Raw genomic sequence first — 18818 nt, forward strand, 5'->3', positions numbered from 1 at the left:
GTTTTGCTATTCGTGAAGGTGGTCGTACTGTTGGTGCCGGTATCGTCTCTAAGATCATTGAATAAATAATGCTTGTTAAAGGGGTGTTAAAAGTGTTTTAGTTTTGAGAGTTAGGGGTATAGCTCAGTTGGTAGAGCGGCGGTCTCCAAAACCGCAGGTCGCAGGTTCAAGTCCTGCTGCCCCTGCCAAAGGGAGATTTTACATATAAGGGAGTGGATTTTGCTGCCTTTTTTGCTTTTTTTGATATGGGGCTTGTTTTTTTGTGTGTGAAACGGTATTGAATAGAAAGTAAGGAAATTGCATAAGTGTGAAAATTGGCTTTTGCATTTTTTCCTGTTTATTTTGTTCTATAAAGCACAATAGGACTATAAAGCACAATAGGACTAGAGAGAGTATAGTGTGACGATGGCATCTAAAACCAATCCGATTACCTTTTTGAAGCAGGTTTATGCAGAAACAATTAAAGTGAAATGGCCTACACGTCGTGAGACGGTTATTTCTACTATTATGGTTTTGTTGGTAACTGCATTGGCTTCAGCTTTCTTTTTTATTGTGGATCAGGTTATGCATTTTGGTGTTTGGCGGGTTATTGATCTTCTGAAATATCTTTTTAGTTGAGAATGTAAGGAAGTGTGACTGTGGCAGCTCGTTGGTATATTGTTCAGGCATATTCAAATTTTGAAAAGAAAGTAGCGGAAGCTATTGATAAGGAGGCAAAGCAAAAGGGACTTGATCATCTTTTTGAAAGGATTTTTGTTCCAACAGAGCGTGTTGTAGAGGTTCGTCGTGGACGCAAAGTTGATACTGAGCGAAAATTTTTTCCTGGTTATGTTCTTGTTCGTGCTGAGTTAACAGATGAAGTTTATCATCTTATTAAGAATACGCCTAAAGTGACAGGTTTTTTAGGATCGGATGCGCGTCCTGTTCCTATTTCTGATCGAGAGGTTGAGCAAATTCTCAAACAAGTTCAGGAAAGGGTTGAGTCTCCAAAGTCCTCTGTATTGTTTGAGGTTGGAGAGCAAGTTCGCGTTGCTGATGGACCTTTTGTTTCGTTTAATGGAATTGTTCAAGAGGTTGAAGAAGAGCGCTCTCGTCTTAAGGTTGAAGTGCTTATTTTTGGGCGTCCTACGCCTGTTGATTTGGAATTTGGTCAGGTTGAAAAACTCTGATTAAACTTAGAGTAATTTTAATTACTTTAAGGAAGGAGTGGGAGGTGATTTATAGCTTTTGTCGGCTTAATGATCCGAACCACGTGACTGCAAGCGGGTAACAGGCAAGATGAATTGTCAGTATACCAGTGAAATTAAAGGCAGATTGTTATGGCAAAAAAAAGTATAGGTCAGCTTAAGTTGCAGGTTCCTGCGGGAGCTGCTACTCCATCTCCACCGATTGGTCCAGCTCTTGGGCAGCGTGGTATTAATATCATGGAATTTTGTAAGGCGTTTAATGCTGCGACACAAGAAATGGAAAAGGGGGCACCGATTCCAGTTGTTATTACGTATTACCAAGATAAATCTTTCACATTTTCTCTCAAGACGCCTCCTGTATCATTCTTTTTAAAGAAGGAAGCAAACCTGAAATCTGGCTCAAAAGAGCCTGGTAAAGTGTCTGTAGGAAGCATTTCTCGCGATAAAATTCGTTCGATTGCGGAATCAAAGATGAAAGATCTTAATGCGAATGACATTGAGGCAGCAATGCGTATGGTTGAAGGTTCTGCTCGCTCGATGGGCTTGGAAGTGGTGGGCTAATATTATGGCAAAAGTAGCAAAAAGAATAAAAAATATCCGAAAAGATATTGATTTTAATGAACTTTACGCTTTAAAAGATGCCGTTTCAATGGTTAAGGAGCGTGCTATTGCTAAGTTTGATGAAACAATCGAAATTTCAATGAACTTGGGTGTTGATCCTCGTCATGCTGATCAAATGGTTCGAGGCGTTGCTCATTTGCCTAATGGAACAGGTAGAAATATTCGTGTTGCCGTTTTTGCTCGTGGGGATAAGGCTGAGGAAGCTAAGGCGGCAGGAGCTGATATTGTGGGTGCCGAAGATTTATTTGAAAGCGTTAATAGAGGGACTATAGATTTTGATCGTTGTATTGCAACGCCAGACATGATGCCTCTTGTTGGTCGTCTTGGTAAGATTCTTGGTCCACGGAGTTTGATGCCGAATCCGAAAGTTGGTACTGTAACACTTGATGTCGCCGGTGCTGTCAAAGCTTCTAAAGGTGGTGCTGTTGAGTTTCGTGTGGAAAAAGCTGGTATTGTGCATGCTGGTATTGGTAAGGCTTCTTTTGGTGTTGAAAAAATCGTAGAAAATATAAAAGCCTTTGCAAGTGCAGTTATTAAAGCCAAACCGCAAGGTGCAAAAGGTGAGTATATTAGGCGCGTTGCTGTTTCGTCGACTATGGGAATTGGTGTTAAAGTTGATCCAGCAACGGTTCGTTCAGAGCTAGTATAAGCTGATTTATAATTTTGTTTTGGGGTATGGGAATATCAAAATTGTATTTAAAATGCTGATTTTGATCAGCTCGCTATCTAAGCTTTATAGGGCTTAGGTTGTACCGGGAGAAATTCCGGAATATCCTGTCCGAGATTGTAGGTGATGCTTTTAAGTATCTTAATCAAAAAAACCTGCATGAGACTGGGGTAAAAACTGAGAGTTAAAAGACTTAAAGGGTTTGAGCCAAGGTTGCCTTTGAACGCTGTGCGTGAAAAAGGGGACAGGATCCTCATCGGTGACATGAAGTATTTTATGTTATCAAAGGTAACCAACAGATTTGTTTTAAGCAAATCTGTTAAATGGAGAGAGACAGTGAATAGAGCGGAAAAACGCGAATTTGTTACATGGCTTAACGAGGCTTTTCGGAAGTCTGGTTCTGTTGTTGTTGCACATTATTCCGGTCTGACAGTTTCACAGATGAATGATCTGCGTTCGAAAATGGGTGAAGCTGGCGGTGCCGTTAAGGTCGCCAAAAACCGTCTTGCTAAAATCGCTCTTCAGGGCACGGAATCTGAATCGATAGTGGGTTTGTTTACTGGACAAACACTTATTGCTTATTCAGAAGATCCAATCACAGCACCGAAAGTTGCTGTTGATTTTGCGAAAAGCAATGACAAATTTGTCATACTTGGCGGTTCAATGGGTGCAACAAGTTTAACTGTAGATGCTGTGAAGTCATTGGCTTCATTGCCTTCATTAAACGAGTTGCGTGCAAAGCTTGTGGGTATGATTTCTACCCCTGCGACCCGTATTGCACAGGTTGTTAATGCCCCTGCTGGTCAGGTTGCACGTGTCATTGGAGCATATGCTCAGGAGGATAAGGCGGCTTAAGGCTGTTTGTATTCACGTTTATGGAAGAGCTTTAATGCTTTTCTGTTTTTTTGAATAAGATTTAATAATGGTTCAAATCTTTTAATTGAAGGAATTTTAAAATGGCTGATCTAGAGAAGATCGTAGAAGACCTTTCTAATCTAACCCTTTTGGAAGCCGCTGAGCTTTCTAAGTTACTTGAAGAAAAGTGGGGAGTTTCGGCTGCTGCTCCTGTAGCTGTCGCTGCTGTTGCTGGTGCTGCTGCTCCAGCTGCTGAAGAAAAAACAGAATTTGATGTTATTCTTGTTGAAGGTGGCGCACAAAAAATTAATGTTATTAAGGAAGTTCGTGCTCTTACTGGACTTGGTCTTAAAGAAGCTAAAGATCTGGTTGAAGGTGCACCTAAGCCTATTAAAGAGGCTGCTTCTAAAGAAGAAGCAGAAAAAATTAAATCTCAACTTGAAGCTGCCGGTGCTAAGGTGGAACTTAAGTAAATTTAATTTTATCGGCGGGCATTTATGTTCGCCGATTTTCTTTCTCTTAATAAAAAGAGGGAAAATAATGAGTAAAAAACCTTTTCCCAATGGTTTCGTAACAGGAATGGGATAGGTTTGGATTACTTACCCCTTCATCATAGAGTCAAAGAGATAAATGGCTTATGTTGGTGGGGAAAGTTAATGATGCTCATTATTGAGTGTCAAGTGAACTGGTCTGCATATGCAGGTTAATGGTATAAGGCTTTCAAGGTTGGTCTACCTTGAAGAGTAAAGATCAAGGAGCGACGATGGCTCAGACTCACGCAATGATGTCTCAATTCAATGGTCGTAAGCGCGTACGGAAATTTTTTGGTAAGATTCCTGAAGTAGCAGAAATGCCGAATCTTATTGAAGTTCAAAAAGCCTCATACGATCAATTTCTCATGGTTGAGGAACCGAAAGGTGGACGACCAGATGAAGGTTTGCAAGCTGTTTTTAAATCGGTTTTTCCTATTTCAGATTTTTCCGGTACAGCTATGCTTGAGTTTGTAGGTTATGAATTTGATTTACCAAAATTTGATGTTGAAGAGTGCCGTCAACGTGATTTAACTTATGCTGCCCCATTAAAGGTCATATTGCGTTTGATTGTTTTTGATGTTGATGAGGATACTGGCTCCAAAGATATCAAAGACATTAAAGAGCAAGGCGTTTATATGGGCGATATGCCTTTAATGACGACGAATGGTACCTTTATTGTTAATGGTACGGAGCGTGTTATTGTTTCTCAGATGCATCGTTCTCCTGGTGTCTTTTTTGACCATGATAAAGGAAAGTCCCATTCATCAGGAAAGCTTCTTTTTGCTGCTCGTGTTATTCCGTATCGAGGTTCTTGGCTTGATATTGAGTTTGATGCTAAGGACATCATTTATGCGCGTATTGATCGACGGCGCAAGATTCCTGTTACTAGTCTTTTGATGGCATTAGGTATGGATGCGTCGGATATTTTATCGACGTTTTATGATAAAGTGACTTATGAGCGTGATGGAGAAGGATGGCGAGTTCCATATTCTGTGGATCGCTTTAAAGGAATGAAGCTCATTTCTGACCTTATAGATGCAGATAGTGGTGAAGTCGTTGCGGAGGCTGGTAAAAAATTAACAGTTCGTACTGCGAAGTCTTTGGTAGAAAAAGGACTTAAAGCGGTTAAAGTTAGTGAAGATGATTTATTAGGTTGTTATCTAGCCGAAGATATCGTCAATTACGAAACAGGTGAAATCTACCTTGAAGCTGGTGATGAAATTGACGAAAAAGTATTAAAAATTCTGCTCGATGTTAGTGCTGATCAAGTCAATATTCTTGATATTGATCACATGAATATTGGCGCTTACATCCGCAATACTTTGAAGGTGGATAAAAATGAAAGTCGGCAGGATGCGTTATTTGATATTTACCGGGTGATGCGTCCAGGTGAACCTCCAACAATCGATACAGCAGAAGCAATGTTTCATTCATTGTTTTTTGATCCAGAGCGTTATGATCTTTCAGCTGTCGGGCGTGTTAAGATGAATTTACGTATGGATCTTGATTGTCCAGACACAGTTCGCATTTTACGCCAAGAGGATATTCTTGCTGTTGTTAAGATGTTGGTCGAATTGCGTGATGGACGTGGTGAAATTGATGATATTGATAATCTTGGCAACCGTCGCGTTCGTTCCGTCGGGGAGTTGATGGAAAATCAATATCGCATTGGTCTTCTTCGTATGGAGCGTGCGATAAAAGAGCGTATGTCATCGGTTGAAATTGATACAGTTATGCCACAGGATTTGATCAATGCAAAGCCTGCGGCAGCAGCGGTCCGTGAATTTTTTGGGTCTTCACAATTGTCTCAGTTTATGGATCAAACCAATCCATTGTCAGAAATTACCCATAAGCGTCGTCTTTCTGCTCTTGGTCCAGGTGGTTTGACTCGTGAACGTGCGGGTTTTGAAGTCCGTGACGTACATCCTACGCATTATGGTCGTATTTGTCCGATTGAAACACCAGAAGGCCCCAATATTGGTCTGATTAACTCCTTAGCAACATTTGCGCGAGTTAACAAATATGGCTTTATTGAAAGCCCATATCGAAAAATTATTGATGGGAAAGTCACAAAAGAAGTTATTTATCTTTCAGCGATGGAAGAAGCAAAGCATTATGTCGCTCAGGCTAATTCTTCATTAGATAACGAAGGTCGTTTTATAGAAGAATTTGTTGTTTGCCGTCATGCTGGTGAAGTTTTAATGGCGCCGCGTGATCATGTTGATTTGATGGATGTTTCACCAAAACAGTTGGTTTCAGTTGCAGCAGCGCTTATTCCTTTTTTGGAAAATGATGATGCGAATCGTGCGCTTATGGGATCGAACATGCAGCGTCAAGCAGTTCCTCTTGTACGCGCTGAAGCGCCATTTGTTGGGACGGGAATGGAATCTATTGTTGCGCGCGATTCAGGAGCTGCTGTGAGTGCAAAACGTAGTGGTGTTGTTGATCAAGTCGATGCTACCCGTATTGTTATCCGTGCAACAGAAGATTTAGATCCTTCAAAATCAGGCGTTGATATTTACCGCTTACAGAAATTTCAGCGTTCTAATCAGTCCACTTGTATTAATCAGCGTCCTCTTGTACATGTCGGTGATAGGGTAGAGAAAGGTGATATCATTGCAGATGGTCCATCCACGGATCTTGGTGATTTGGCTCTTGGGCGGAATGTTCTCGTAGCCTTTATGCCTTGGAATGGATACAATTATGAAGATTCTATTTTGTTATCCGAGCGCATTGTTGCTGATGATGTGTTTACTTCAATTCATATTGAGGAATTTGAAGTTGCGGCACGCGATACAAAACTTGGACCTGAGGAAATTACGCGCGACATTCCTAATGTTGCGGAAGAAGCGTTAAGAAATCTTGATGAAGCTGGCATTATTTATATTGGTGCTGAAGTTCAACCAGGTGATATTTTAGTTGGAAAGATTACCCCGAAAGGTGAAAGTCCCATGACGCCGGAAGAAAAGCTTCTGCGTGCAATTTTTGGGGAAAAGGCATCCGATGTTCGTGATACTTCTATGCGTATGCCTCCTGGGACTTTTGGTACTGTTGTTGAGGTTCGCGTTTTTAATCGCCATGGTGTGGAAAAAGATGAACGTGCGATGGCAATTGAGCGTGAAGAAATTGAGCGTTTAGCAAAAGACCGTGATGATGAACAGTCTATTCTTGATCGCAATGTTTATGCGCGCCTCACCGATATGTTGACAGGTAAAGTTGCTGTAGAAGGTCCGAGAGGCTTCTCGGGTAGTAAAAAGCTTGATAGTACAGTAATGGGGCATTATCCACGATCCCAGTGGTGGCAATTTGCTGTTGAGGATGAAAAGCTTCAAAATGAAATTGAAGCTTTGCGCAAGCAATATGATGAATCAAAAGAAGCATTACAACGTCGCTTTATGGATAAGGTTGAAAAGGTCCAAAGAGGTGATGAAATGCCTCCTGGTGTCATGAAAATGGTGAAGGTTTTTGTGGCTGTGAAGCGCAAAATCCAACCAGGTGACAAGATGGCGGGACGTCACGGGAATAAGGGTGTTGTTTCACGTATTCTTCCCGTAGAAGATATGCCATTTCTTGAAGATGGGACCCATGCTGATATCGTCTTGAATCCGCTTGGTGTGCCTAGTCGTATGAATGTTGGACAAATTCTTGAAACGCATCTTGGTTGGGCATGTGCGGGGATGGGCAAGAAGATTGGTGCTTTGTTAGAGTTATACCAAGAGACTGGGGATATATTGCCGTTACGTCAGCGTATTGAAAATCTTATGCCTGATGATAATCATAATGAACCAGTTCGTCAGTATGATAATGAAAGCCTTTACAAATTGGCATTGCAGATGAAGAAAGGGATTTCAATTGCAACGCCTGTTTTTGATGGAGCACATGAGTCTGATATTAACATGATGCTGGAAGACGCAGGCTTAGATAGTTCAGGGCAGGTTACGCTTTATGATGGTCGTACTGGGGAGCCCTTTGATCGTCCAGTAACGGTGGGATATATTTACATGTTGAAATTGCATCACCTTGTTGATGATAAGATTCATGCACGTTCTATTGGTCCCTATTCACTTGTTACGCAGCAGCCATTAGGAGGTAAGGCACAATTTGGTGGGCAGCGTTTTGGTGAAATGGAGGTTTGGGCACTTGAAGCGTATGGTGCTGCATACACTTTGCAGGAGATGCTAACGGTAAAATCAGATGATGTGGCTGGTCGAACAAAAGTCTATGAGGCAATTGTGCGTGGTGATGATACATTTGAGGCAGGTATACCCGAAAGCTTTAATGTGTTGGTAAAAGAAATGCGCTCACTTGCTCTTAATGTGGAGCTTGATGATGCGCGTGAACTTATTGCACAGCGGGCATTGTCTGATACGGCAGAATAATAATTCAAGGAGCGCACTAGAAAAAGGCTGCGCTTTTATTGCTTTAAGAGGCTCAATAACCTTATTAAGGCTATACAGGTCGTTTTTAAAAGTAAATGTATTTTAAAGAAGATCTGTTATAAAATAAATGAGATATTACAACAGGTTCTAAGAATCTTTGAAGGAGAACAGCATGAACCACGAGGTCATGAATCTTTTCAATCCTCAAGCGCCAGCGCAGACATTTGACTCTATTCGTATTTCTATTGCGAGTCCTGAGAAAATTTTGTCCTGGTCGTATGGTGAGATTAAGAAGCCTGAGACTATTAATTATCGGACTTTTAAACCAGAACGTGATGGTCTTTTTTGTGCACGTATATTTGGCCCTATTAAGGACTATGAATGTCTATGTGGCAAATATAAACGCATGAAGTATAAGGGCATTATTTGTGAAAAATGTGGTGTAGAGGTTACTCTTTCCCGCGTACGTCGTGAGCGTATGGGGCATATTGAACTTGCGGCACCCGTTGCGCATATATGGTTTCTTAAATCATTACCAGGTCGTATTTCTACACTTTTAGATTTAACTTTAAAAGATATTGAACGGGTTCTTTATTTTGAGAATTATATTGTAACCGAACCAGGGTTAACATCTCTTAAGCTCCATCAGCTTCTTTCTGAAGAAGAATATATGCTTGCTATTGATGAATTTGGAGAAGATCAGTTTACAGCTATGATTGGCGCTGAAGCTATTTACGAGCTTTTAGCTAGTATGGAGTTAGATAAAATCGCTAATGATTTGCGTCTTGAATTAGCTGAAACAACTTCAGAGTTAAAGCAGAAAAAATTGATTAAACGACTTAAAATCGTTGAAAATTTTCTTGAATCTGGAAATAAGCCAGAGTGGATGATTATGAAAACAATTCCGGTTATTCCACCGGATTTGCGTCCATTGGTTCCGCTTGATGGTGGGCGTTTTGCGACATCAGATCTGAATGATCTTTATCGGCGTGTTATTAATCGTAATAACCGCTTGAAACGGCTGATTGAATTGCGTGCTCCTGGAATTATCGTACGCAATGAAAAGCGTATGGTACAAGAAGCTGTTGATGCATTGTTTGATAATGGACGGCGTGGGCGTGTGATTACTGGAGCCAATAAACGTCCTCTTAAGTCTTTATCAGATATGTTGAAGGGCAAGCAAGGACGTTTTCGTCAGAACTTACTTGGGAAGCGTGTTGATTACTCGGGGCGTTCTGTTATCGTGACGGGTCCTGAATTAAAATTGCATCAATGTGGTCTTCCCAAAAAAATGGCTCTTGAATTATTTAAGCCTTTTATTTATGCGCGGCTTGATGCAAAAGGCTATTCATCAACGGTAAAGCAGGCAAAGAAGATTGTTGAAAAAGAACATCCAGAAGTTTGGGATATCTTGGATGAGGTTATTCGTGAACACCCTGTTTTACTCAACCGTGCACCAACATTGCACCGTTTGGGGATTCAGGCTTTTGAACCTATCTTAATTGAAGGCAAAGCTATTCAACTTCATCCACTGGTGTGTACTGCTTTTAATGCAGATTTTGATGGTGATCAGATGGCGGTTCACGTGCCGCTTTCTCTTGAAGCACAGCTTGAAGCCCGTGTTTTGATGATGTCCACCAATAATATTCTTCATCCGGCCAATGGTGCTCCCATTATTGTTCCCTCACAGGATATGGTTCTTGGTCTTTATTATCTTTCAATTGTTTCTGAAAAAGAACCAGGTGAAGGAATGGCCTTTTCTGATATAGGTGAGCTTCATTATGCCTTGGAAAATAAGGTTATAACGCTTCATACGAAGATTAAAGGCCGTGTTAAGAATATGGGGAAGGATGGAAAAGAAGTCTCTAAACTTTATGATACGACACCTGGTCGTTTGATTATCGGTGAGCTTTTGCCAAGAAGTGCGGATATCTCATTTGATATTGTCAATCAAGAGATGACGAAAAAGAACATTTCTAAAATGATTGATCATGTTTATCGGCACTGTGGACAAAAAGAGACGGTTATTTTTTGTGACCGTATTATGCAGCTTGGCTTTTCTTATGCTTGTCGTGCAGGAATTTCCTTCGGTAAGGACGATATGGTTATTCCTGATAGTAAGTCGCGTTTAGTCGCAGAAACAGAAGCTTTGGCTAAGGAGTACGAACAGCAATATAATGATGGTTTGATTACACAAGGTGAAAAATACAATAAGGTTGTAGATGCTTGGGGTAAATGTACAGATCGCGTCGCAGATGAAATGATGAAACGTATTCAAGCCGTCGATTTTGATCCTAAAACAGGTCGTCAACGGCCGATGAATTCTATCTATATGATGTCGCACTCTGGTGCTCGTGGTTCTGCTAACCAGATGAGACAATTGGCCGGTATGCGTGGATTAATGGCAAAACCATCGGGTGAAATTATTGAAACACCCATTATTTCCAATTTTAAAGAAGGTCTAACTGTTAATGAATACTTCAATTCCACGCATGGTGCACGTAAAGGACTTGCTGATACTGCGTTAAAGACGGCAAACTCTGGTTATTTAACACGGCGTCTTGTTGATGTTGCACAGGATGCTATTATTTCAGCAGTTGATTGTGGTACCGCAAAAGGGCTTACCATGCAGCCGATTGTTGATGCAGGACAAATTGTTGCCTCCCTTGGGCAAAGAATTCTTGGTCGTACAGCGCTTGTTGATATTCTACATCCTGTCTCTGGAGAGGTTATCCTTGAAGGTGGAGCAATGATTGAGGAAGCTGATGTCGCGAAGATTGAAGCAGCTGGGATTCAATCTGTTCAAATTCGTTCTGCATTAACATGTGAAACACGTCTTGGTGTTTGTGCAAAATGCTATGGTCGTGATTTGGCGCGTGGAACACCTGTTAATCAGGGAGAAGCCGTTGGTGTTATTGCTGCTCAATCCATTGGTGAGCCGGGAACACAGCTTACTATGCGTACTTTCCACTTAGGAGGAACTGCGCAGGTTGTTGATTCATCGTATTTAGAGGCTTCTTATGAAGGTAAGGTGGAGATTCGTAATCGTAATGTGGTTCGTAATTCTGAAGGACATTTGGTTGTGATGGGGCGTAATATGGCTATCCTTATCAAAGATGAGTTAGGAAAAGAGCGCGTTGTACATCGTGTTAGCTATGGTGCTCATATTTTTGTTGATGATGGTGATGTGGTTAAACGTGGCCAACGTATAGCAGAATGGGATCCTTATACACGTCCAATTTTAACGGAAGTTGAAGGCTATGTGGGTTTTGAAGATATGATTGATGGTTTATCTGTCACTGAAACAGCTGATGAATCTACGGGTATTACGAAGCGTTTGGTGATTGATTGGCGCGCTAATCCACGTGGTGCGGATCTTAAACCAGCTATTATTATTCACACGGATAAAGAAGGTGAATCCATTGCTAAATTGTATAAGGGAGGTGAAGCTCGTTATATGATGTCAGTGGAAACTATTCTTTCTGTTGAGCTTGGTGCTCATGTTAAGGCTGGTGATGTTATTGCTCGTTTGCCAATGGAAAGTGCCAAGACGAAAGATATTACGGGTGGTCTTCCTCGTGTGGCTGAGCTTTTTGAAGCGCGTCGTCCAAAGGATCATGCGATTATTGCTGAAGTTAGTGGTACAATTCGATTTGGCCGTGGTTATAAGAATAAACGTCGTATCATTATTGAACCAAATGATGAAACTCTTGAGGCAGTAGAATACTTGATTCCAAAAGGTAAGTTGTTCCACTTCCAAGAAGGCGATCAAATTGAAAAGGGAGATTATATCCTTGATGGTAATCCAGCACCTCATGACATCTTGGCGATTAAGGGGGTTGAAGCTTTGGCATCTTATCTTGTTAATGAGATTCAGGAGGTTTATCGTTTGCAGGGAGTTCTTATTAATGATAAGCACATTGAAGTGATTGTTCGTCAAATGTTGCAAAAAGTTGAAATTACTGAATCTGGAGATTCTGGTTATATTCCAGGTGATAATGTTGATCGTATTGAACTTGATGAAATCAATGATAATTTGATTGCAGAAGGGAAGAAACCTGCATCTGGTAATCCCATTCTTCTTGGAATTACAAAAGCTTCTCTTCAAACACCTTCTTTCATTTCGGCGGCATCGTTTCAGGAAACAACACGTGTTCTTACTGAAGCAGCAGTTTCTGGTAAAATTGATACTTTGCAAGGACTTAAAGAGAACGTTATTGTCGGTCGTCTTATTCCAGCAGGTACGGGTGGTACAATTTCTCAAATTCGTCGTATTGCTGCAGTTCGTGATGATTTGATTGTAGATGAGCAGCGTAAGTCTAGTAATAACGAAGTGGCTAAGGCTATGTTGACAAATATGACAACCGGAGCCGTTGCTGAATAATTTAAATACAACACCACATAATATAAAAACGTCTGAATAGAAAGTTCAGACGTTTTTTATTTCGAAATGCAGAAGTTGTATATTTTCTTGAAAAATATCAAAAATTATAAGGCGATAGTTATTTTAAACATCTTTAGTAGCTTATTGTTTTGTAATGATGCTTATCTTTTTTGTTACTTCATTTTAAAGTTTTCTTATTTCTGAAGGCAGTATAGAAAGTTTTTCCCAAGTATGTGAAACTCAAAAATCATATTCAAGGAAAAGAGTTGATTATCTACAAATCAAATAATGATTGATTTTAAACTTTAGGAAAATTTTTGATTGATATCTTCTATAAAGATTTAAAAGGACTTATAATGAAAGATCAATAGTCTTTCTGTAATCTAAAAATAATTGATTCTCTACTATACAATGTTTGTGAATGTATTTTCTTCTAAATTAGAATGCAGAAAAGTAGAGATTAGGGTGCTCACTAAGTTTTATAAAAAATAGACATATTTCTTATAACAATGTGATCTATGCAGACAGAATAATAAAATGTACGAATATTATTCAATTGGAAAATTAACACGTGAATTTTCAATAATAGCTCGAACTTTGCTATGAAGAAGAGGGACTTCTTATCCCTTTTCGGTGTGGAAGTACACGGCTTTATACATAAACGGATCGTCATAAGTTAAAACAAATCCTGTATGCTAACAGAGTAAAATTTTCGTTGTCTGAAATATCTGATATGTTGACAATGGTTGGAAAACCACCTGATGATGAGAAAAAGCTTAAGAAATTAATTGCAGGAATTCATAAAAAACGAACTGATTTAAAGCAGATGCAGCATGATGTTGATGATCTTCTACAGGATTTAGAACGAATTGAAGAGAGTTTTTTTGAGAGCTTAGCGGAGTTGGGGGTTAGTCATTGATTATAAATTTATTTTGTCTTCTTTTAGACAAATTTCTTTCTCTTAAAAGAGATAGATTATACTATCTCTAAGGGGAATATTTACCACTGCGTGAAATGTGTAAGTCATTTAAAGAAATAGAGTGTTTGAAAAAGCTGCAAAGGTATTTTCGCAGTATATTATCCTTGATAAGAAAAAACTATTTTTCATAAAGAAAGTAAAAACAATGACAGTTTCTCCTATGAGTGTTTTTCAATCTATTTTGTCACGAAAGTCAATTCGCGCTTTTACTGATCAGCCAGTTAGTTTGGAAACAATCAAAGAAATCTTAAAACTTGCAGCACGTGCACCATCTGGAACAAATATTCAGCCATGGCAAGTAATTGTGCTTACAGGAAGTGTATTACAAAAAGTAGGGCAAGAGCTTTCACAACTTGTGCTTTCAGGTGTAAAAGGAGAGCGTGAATATAGTTATTATCCACGTCAGTGGCGTGAGCCTTATATTTCAAGGCGTCGAAAAGTTGGTTTGGATCTTTATCAGAGTCTTGGAATTCAAAAAGATGATGAAGAAAAAGTACTTCATCAAAAGGCGCGAAATTTTTTATTTTTTGATGCACCTGTAGGACTCTTATTTACAATGGATCACGACATGGAAATGGGGAGTTGGCTTGATTTGGGTATGTTTATGCAGACCATTATGTTAGCTGCACGTGGATTTGGATTAGATACCTGTCCTCAAGCTGCTTTTGCTGATTATCATAAACAGATTCGTACGCTTTTATCTATTCCTTCTGATCGCCATATTATCTGTGGTATGGCACTTGGTTATCGCGATATGAGTGCTCCAGAAAACAATTTTGAGACAGAACGAGAATCGTTAGAAAAATTTGTACGTTTCATTGAAACATATCCATAAAATATTTTATAAAATTAAGCATACGTTTTGAAGAACTTAGTGCATTATGAAAAATATTTCCGATAAGATTTCTCATCCTTATTGAATTTTAATATTGCATATTAACACTTATTTTACTACGCTTGAAACATTAGGAGTTGTGACTCTAGGGGCATTGTCCGTTTTAAAGGTTGGCTAATGGAAAACACTATAGAAAGAAAGTGTTGGGTGGTAGCAAGACGAGCGACATTCGTGTTTATTGTTGTCATTTTTTTAGTTTATCTCGCAATTTGATTTTAAACGGAAGAAACGTTATGAAAAAGCATATATGCTCAAGCTCTATAGTTTAAGGTGATACGTGTTTCTATCTGTTTTTGAACTTTTTAAAATTGGGATTGGTCCTTCTAGCTCACATACGATGGGACCAATGACAGCTGCTAATATGTTTTTGCAAAAGATAGGAGATTTTTCTCAGTCGTCTGATGTTCAAGTTTCTCGTATACGTGTTTATCTTTATGGTTCTTTAGCTTTCACGGGTATTGGTCATGCAACAGATAGAGCTATCATATTAGGACTTTTAGGAGAAAAAGCTTCTACTGTTGATCCTGATAGCATGGGGTTTCTATTAGAAAAAGTTATACGTGAAAAAAAAGTGCAACCAGTAGATCATCCCGCTTATCAGTTTGATGTGCAACGTGATCTTATTTTTGAACGAAAGCAAATCCTCCCTGGACATACAAATGGACTAGCCTTTGAAGGACTTGATACTGATGGGAATGTTCTGTTGCGGCAGATTTATTATTCTATCGGTGGTGGCTTTGTTGTGACTGAGGATGAATTAAGCCATATGAATGATAATATACAACCAGAAGCATTTGAGGTACCATATCCATTCGATTCTGCTTGTACAATGTTATCAATGGCAGAAAAATCAGGATTTTCAATTGCTGAAATGAAGCGCTTAAATGAAGAAACAAAGATAGAGCGTTCTTCTCTTGATGTAGGGCTTGATGAAATTTTTTCAGCGATGACAAATTGCATTGATAGAGGTCTTTCACAAGAAGGTGAGTTGCCTGGTGGATTGCGTGTTCTAAGGCGCGCTAAAAAGCTGCATGAAACGCTTTTGGAAAAACAAAAGAAAAATTACAATTATCCACTTTGGGCAAATGATTGGCTTTCGGTATATGCTATAGCAGTCAATGAGGAAAATGCAGCAGGTGGTCGTGTTGTTACAGCACCAACAAATGGAGCAGCCGGTGTCGTCCCTGCCGTTTTGCGTTATTATCTTCAATTTAATGATAATTCAGATCGAGAGGGAATACATAACTTTCTATTAACGGCAGCAGCTATAGGCGGTGTTATCAAACATAATGCCTCTATTTCTGGTGCAGAAGTTGGGTGTCAAGGTGAAGTTGGAACGGCATCTTCAATGGCCGCAGCAGGGTTGACCGCAGCGTTAGGTGGAACACCAGCTCAAATTGAAAATGCGGCAGAAATTGCGCTTGAACATCATTTGGGAATGACATGTGATCCTGTTGCAGGTCTTGTACAAGTTCCTTGTATTGAGCGTAATGCAATGGGAGCTGTTAAGGCGGTAACGGCTTCTTCTCTTGCATTATATGGTAATGGAGATCATTTTGTTTCTCTTGATGCTTGTATAGAAACAATGCGCCAGACTGGTCATGATATGAGTGAACGTTATAAAGAGACAAGTAAAGGTGGTCTTGCAGTCAATGTGATATCTTGTTAAGAGCTGGAACATTTTTCAATCCATAACTGGACTTTTGGGAGAGAGATCGTATTTCCTGATAAAGCTTATGTTTTTTTCAGCGTTTATGTTGTATGGGGAGCGTTATTAAGAGGAACTTTCTTTATTGAACTTTTACAATAATCCCATCAAATGATAAGCTTTCATCTAATGAAGCTATTCATTTTTTCCAGAAAGATATCAAGGATAATTTTTTATATTAAATCCAAAAGTGGAAAAATATTGGGTATTTTTATGTCCTTAACAATGTTTTTATTGAAAGCTGTCAGAAAAATTCAACAATTTAAGAAAAAAATATGTTTATCAAAGGGTTTTCTAAGGCTGTAGATAATGGTTAATAATAAAATAATTTTTTAGAGAAATTAAATATTTGTTGCTCCTAAACGGATTTTAATAGGCACATTACCAGTTTGGCTCGCAACGCGTAAATGAATGCGTACAGGAGGCATTATGAGACGACGGTTGCGTATTGTTTGGCAAATGAGAAGGTGAACAAGAGATTGTGTATCTAATGCAGTCGAATTATATTTTAAACCAGTAAGTTTTGCGGCAGCATCGTGAAGAGAACGCAATGAAAGGAGGGATGATTGCTTCAATAAAATTTCTTTTTTATGGAATGAAGCAAAAGCATTATCTGTCATAATACTATCCTTAACGCAGAATTCAAAAATTTTTAGTAGGCTACAGTATAGCAGTTAAAATTTGCTTTCTTTAATGTAGAGCAAGCATCAAATGCAGCTTTTTTTGATTGAAACCCTGTAAAGCGCGCTCGGTAATAACGCCGCCCATTTTTTTCAAACAGTTGCATGTGTGAAGATGCGTGTTTTAAAATAGAAAAAGCTATATTTTTTGCTTTTAAAAGTAGAGTTTTTGCTTGTTCTTCACTAGGAAGAGAACCAATCTGGATAGCCCATCCGGCATTTTCGGACAAAGAGACTGTTACAATTTTATGAGTCTCAGCCGGTATAGTTTTTTGAGGATTCGGTATTGGTATAATTACCTTATTTACAGCCGTTATTGCGATATTGGAGTTTTTAGGTTGCTCTGCAAATGCTGTCAACATAGTTGAAATTTCATCGTCAAAATTACTTGAATCAGCTTTAATGGTGGGTATAGGAGTATTGGCGCCAGTGGGTAAGTGATAGCGTACAGAAGCCATTAAACGTTCATCACTTTTCATTTGGCTTGCTTTGGGCAAATATTGATTCAATAAGCTAGCCATATGCTCGTCACGCGCAGTAGATGATTTACCTCCCATAACAACAGCGACAACAGAGCGCCCCTCAAGACGCATCGAAGTTGCTAAATTAGAACCTGACATTTGTGTGTAGCCTGTTTTAATTCCATCGACACCTTTCATTATTTTAACAAGTTTATTGTGGCTGTTAATTTTATGTCCACGGAAATTAAAACTTTTTGTTTTGAACAATTTATATTGTTTGGGAAAATGTTTACGTAAAGCTAATGACAAAGTCGCTATATCTCGTGCTGTAGAATAATTGTGCACATCCGGAAGTCCTGAAGCATTTGAAAAATGTGTATGTTTCATGCCAAGTTTACGAGCTTTTACTGTCATCATTTGAGCGAATTTTTTTTCACTACCTCCAAGATATTCTGCAATGGCAGCAGCAACATCATTTGCGGATCTTGTAATGAGTGCTTTAGCTGCTGATTCTGCAGAAATTGTTTGGCCTGCTTTAAATCCAATTTTTGTCGGTGGACGCATTGCTGCATAATGTGAAACAGGAATTGGTGTATTTGGTGTCACACGACGCATCTGCATAGCTTCAAAGAGTAAGTACAATGTCATCATTTTTGTTAAAGAAGCAGGATAACGTTTCAGTGTTGCATTGGCTTGAAATAGAGTTTTTCCCGTAGTAGCATCTATAACAATAGCCGCATACTTATCAGGATAGGCCCCTTGAGGTGTGGCTGATGCCCAACAGTAAGAAAAAGCTAACATAACAAAAGAAATTGCTATTGTTTTACAGTAGCGCATAATTTTTTGATAATTAATATACACTTGCAGTATCCTATTTCTCCATTTATCCTGAAAAACTTCTATAAAGCTTCCTTTTCTGTAATTTGTTGATGCAGTTTAGACGAATGGTATTACTAATTTGTTTACAGAAGTTATTTTATGAGTGAGTGATTGAAGTCTAACCATAGAGGGAGATTTTTTTCTAATACAAACAGGTATTGCAATAGTTATGAAAGAATTTAAAATTAATAAAAAATGTGCTGCATGGAAAACGATAATGGGACAGACGCTCATAATAAACTCTATAGCTCATATTATGCATAATGAAAAGGGCAAGAATTGGGATGAAGGTAGGCATGGTGCGGTTATAATGCCTAAGGCTAGAGAAAAACTCGAAAAACCTAAATTATGTCGAGTTTTTTTGCTTAATGATGATTACACACCTATGGATTTTGTTGTTTTCGTTTTGAAGAACTTTTTTAAAAAAAGTTTCGAAGAGGCAACGCGGATAATGTTAAATGTTCATCACAATGGGATAGGAGAATGTGGGAATTATACTTATGAAGTCGCTGAAATGAAAATATTACAAGTGAGGGAATGTGCGCGTCAAAATGAACATCCGTTACAATGTGTAATGGAATGGAAGTGAG

General features: G+C 39.1%; 14 protein-coding genes, 1 tRNA gene and 1 pseudogene. 14 read left to right on the forward strand and 2 right to left on the reverse strand.

Going from position 1 to position 18818, the window contains the following annotated elements:
• From ACFINU_RS05700 to ACFINU_RS05760, 13 genes and pseudogenes are all read left to right on the forward strand, one after another.
• Positions 1–65, forward strand: a pseudogene (locus tag ACFINU_RS05700) (elongation factor Tu); the annotation flags it as partial.
• 47 nt (positions 66–112) lie between these two features.
• Positions 113–188, forward strand: a tRNA-Trp gene (locus ACFINU_RS05705).
• A 217-nt stretch (positions 189–405) separates the two neighbouring features.
• Positions 406–618 carry a preprotein translocase subunit SecE gene (gene secE, locus ACFINU_RS05710; protein WP_273790652.1) on the forward strand — a complete coding sequence of 71 codons (213 nt, stop codon included), beginning with the start codon at positions 406–408 and terminating at the stop codon, positions 616–618.
• A 20-nt stretch (positions 619–638) separates the two neighbouring features.
• A complete protein-coding gene (nusG, locus tag ACFINU_RS05715; RefSeq protein WP_375618385.1) occupies positions 639–1169 on the forward strand; it encodes a transcription termination/antitermination protein NusG in 531 nt (176 codons plus the stop codon).
• 150 nt (positions 1170–1319) lie between these two features.
• A complete protein-coding gene (gene rplK / locus ACFINU_RS05720; RefSeq protein ID WP_273723157.1) occupies positions 1320–1748 on the forward strand; it encodes a 50S ribosomal protein L11 in 429 nt (142 codons plus the stop codon).
• 4 nt (positions 1749–1752) lie between these two features.
• On the forward strand, positions 1753–2457 hold the full coding sequence (rplA, locus tag ACFINU_RS05725; protein WP_375618384.1) for a 50S ribosomal protein L1: 705 nt from the start codon (positions 1753–1755) through the stop codon (positions 2455–2457).
• Between the two features lie 354 nt (positions 2458–2811).
• Positions 2812–3330 (forward strand): 50S ribosomal protein L10, encoded by a 519-nt coding sequence (rplJ, locus tag ACFINU_RS05730; RefSeq protein ID WP_012755027.1) that lies wholly within the window; start codon positions 2812–2814, stop codon positions 3328–3330.
• A 101-nt stretch (positions 3331–3431) separates the two neighbouring features.
• Entirely contained in the window at positions 3432–3803 is a 372-nt protein-coding gene (gene rplL, locus ACFINU_RS05735) for a 50S ribosomal protein L7/L12 (protein WP_273790654.1), read from the forward strand.
• A gap of 290 nt (positions 3804–4093) precedes the next feature.
• Positions 4094–8242, forward strand: a complete 4149-nt coding sequence (gene rpoB / locus ACFINU_RS05740; protein ID WP_375618383.1) for a DNA-directed RNA polymerase subunit beta — start codon at positions 4094–4096, stop codon at positions 8240–8242.
• Between the two features lie 172 nt (positions 8243–8414).
• Positions 8415–12626 (forward strand): DNA-directed RNA polymerase subunit beta', encoded by a 4212-nt coding sequence (rpoC, locus tag ACFINU_RS05745; RefSeq protein WP_375618382.1) that lies wholly within the window; start codon positions 8415–8417, stop codon positions 12624–12626.
• A gap of 715 nt (positions 12627–13341) precedes the next feature.
• The gene (locus tag ACFINU_RS05750) at positions 13342–13545 is read left to right on the forward strand and encodes a hypothetical protein (RefSeq protein WP_375618381.1); all 204 of its coding nucleotides are present in this window, start codon (positions 13342–13344) and stop codon (positions 13543–13545) included.
• A 205-nt stretch (positions 13546–13750) separates the two neighbouring features.
• Positions 13751–14440 carry a nitroreductase gene (locus ACFINU_RS05755; RefSeq protein ID WP_375618388.1) on the forward strand — a complete coding sequence of 230 codons (690 nt, stop codon included), beginning with the start codon at positions 13751–13753 and terminating at the stop codon, positions 14438–14440.
• Between the two features lie 337 nt (positions 14441–14777).
• Complete coding sequence (locus ACFINU_RS05760) at positions 14778–16169, forward strand: L-serine ammonia-lyase (protein WP_375618380.1); 1392 nt, start codon at positions 14778–14780, stop codon at positions 16167–16169.
• 380 nt (positions 16170–16549) lie between these two features.
• Here the strand turns inward: ACFINU_RS05760 and ACFINU_RS05765 are convergent, their stop codons facing one another.
• Positions 16550–16828 (reverse strand): hypothetical protein, encoded by a 279-nt coding sequence (locus ACFINU_RS05765; protein WP_375618379.1) that lies wholly within the window; start codon positions 16826–16828, stop codon positions 16550–16552.
• Positions 16829–16860: 32 nt separating this feature from the next.
• The gene (locus tag ACFINU_RS05770; RefSeq protein ID WP_375618378.1) at positions 16861–18210 is read right to left on the reverse strand and encodes a D-alanyl-D-alanine carboxypeptidase; all 1350 of its coding nucleotides are present in this window, start codon (positions 18208–18210) and stop codon (positions 16861–16863) included.
• Positions 18211–18445: 235 nt separating this feature from the next.
• Between ACFINU_RS05770 and clpS the strand changes: the two genes are divergently transcribed.
• Complete coding sequence (clpS, locus tag ACFINU_RS05775; protein WP_375618387.1) at positions 18446–18817, forward strand: ATP-dependent Clp protease adapter ClpS; 372 nt, start codon at positions 18446–18448, stop codon at positions 18815–18817.
• Position 18818: the final 1 nt, after the last annotated feature.

This window comes from Bartonella sp. AC130YNZD (assembly GCF_042196865.1).
GTDB lineage: Bacteria > Pseudomonadota > Alphaproteobacteria > Rhizobiales > Rhizobiaceae > Bartonella.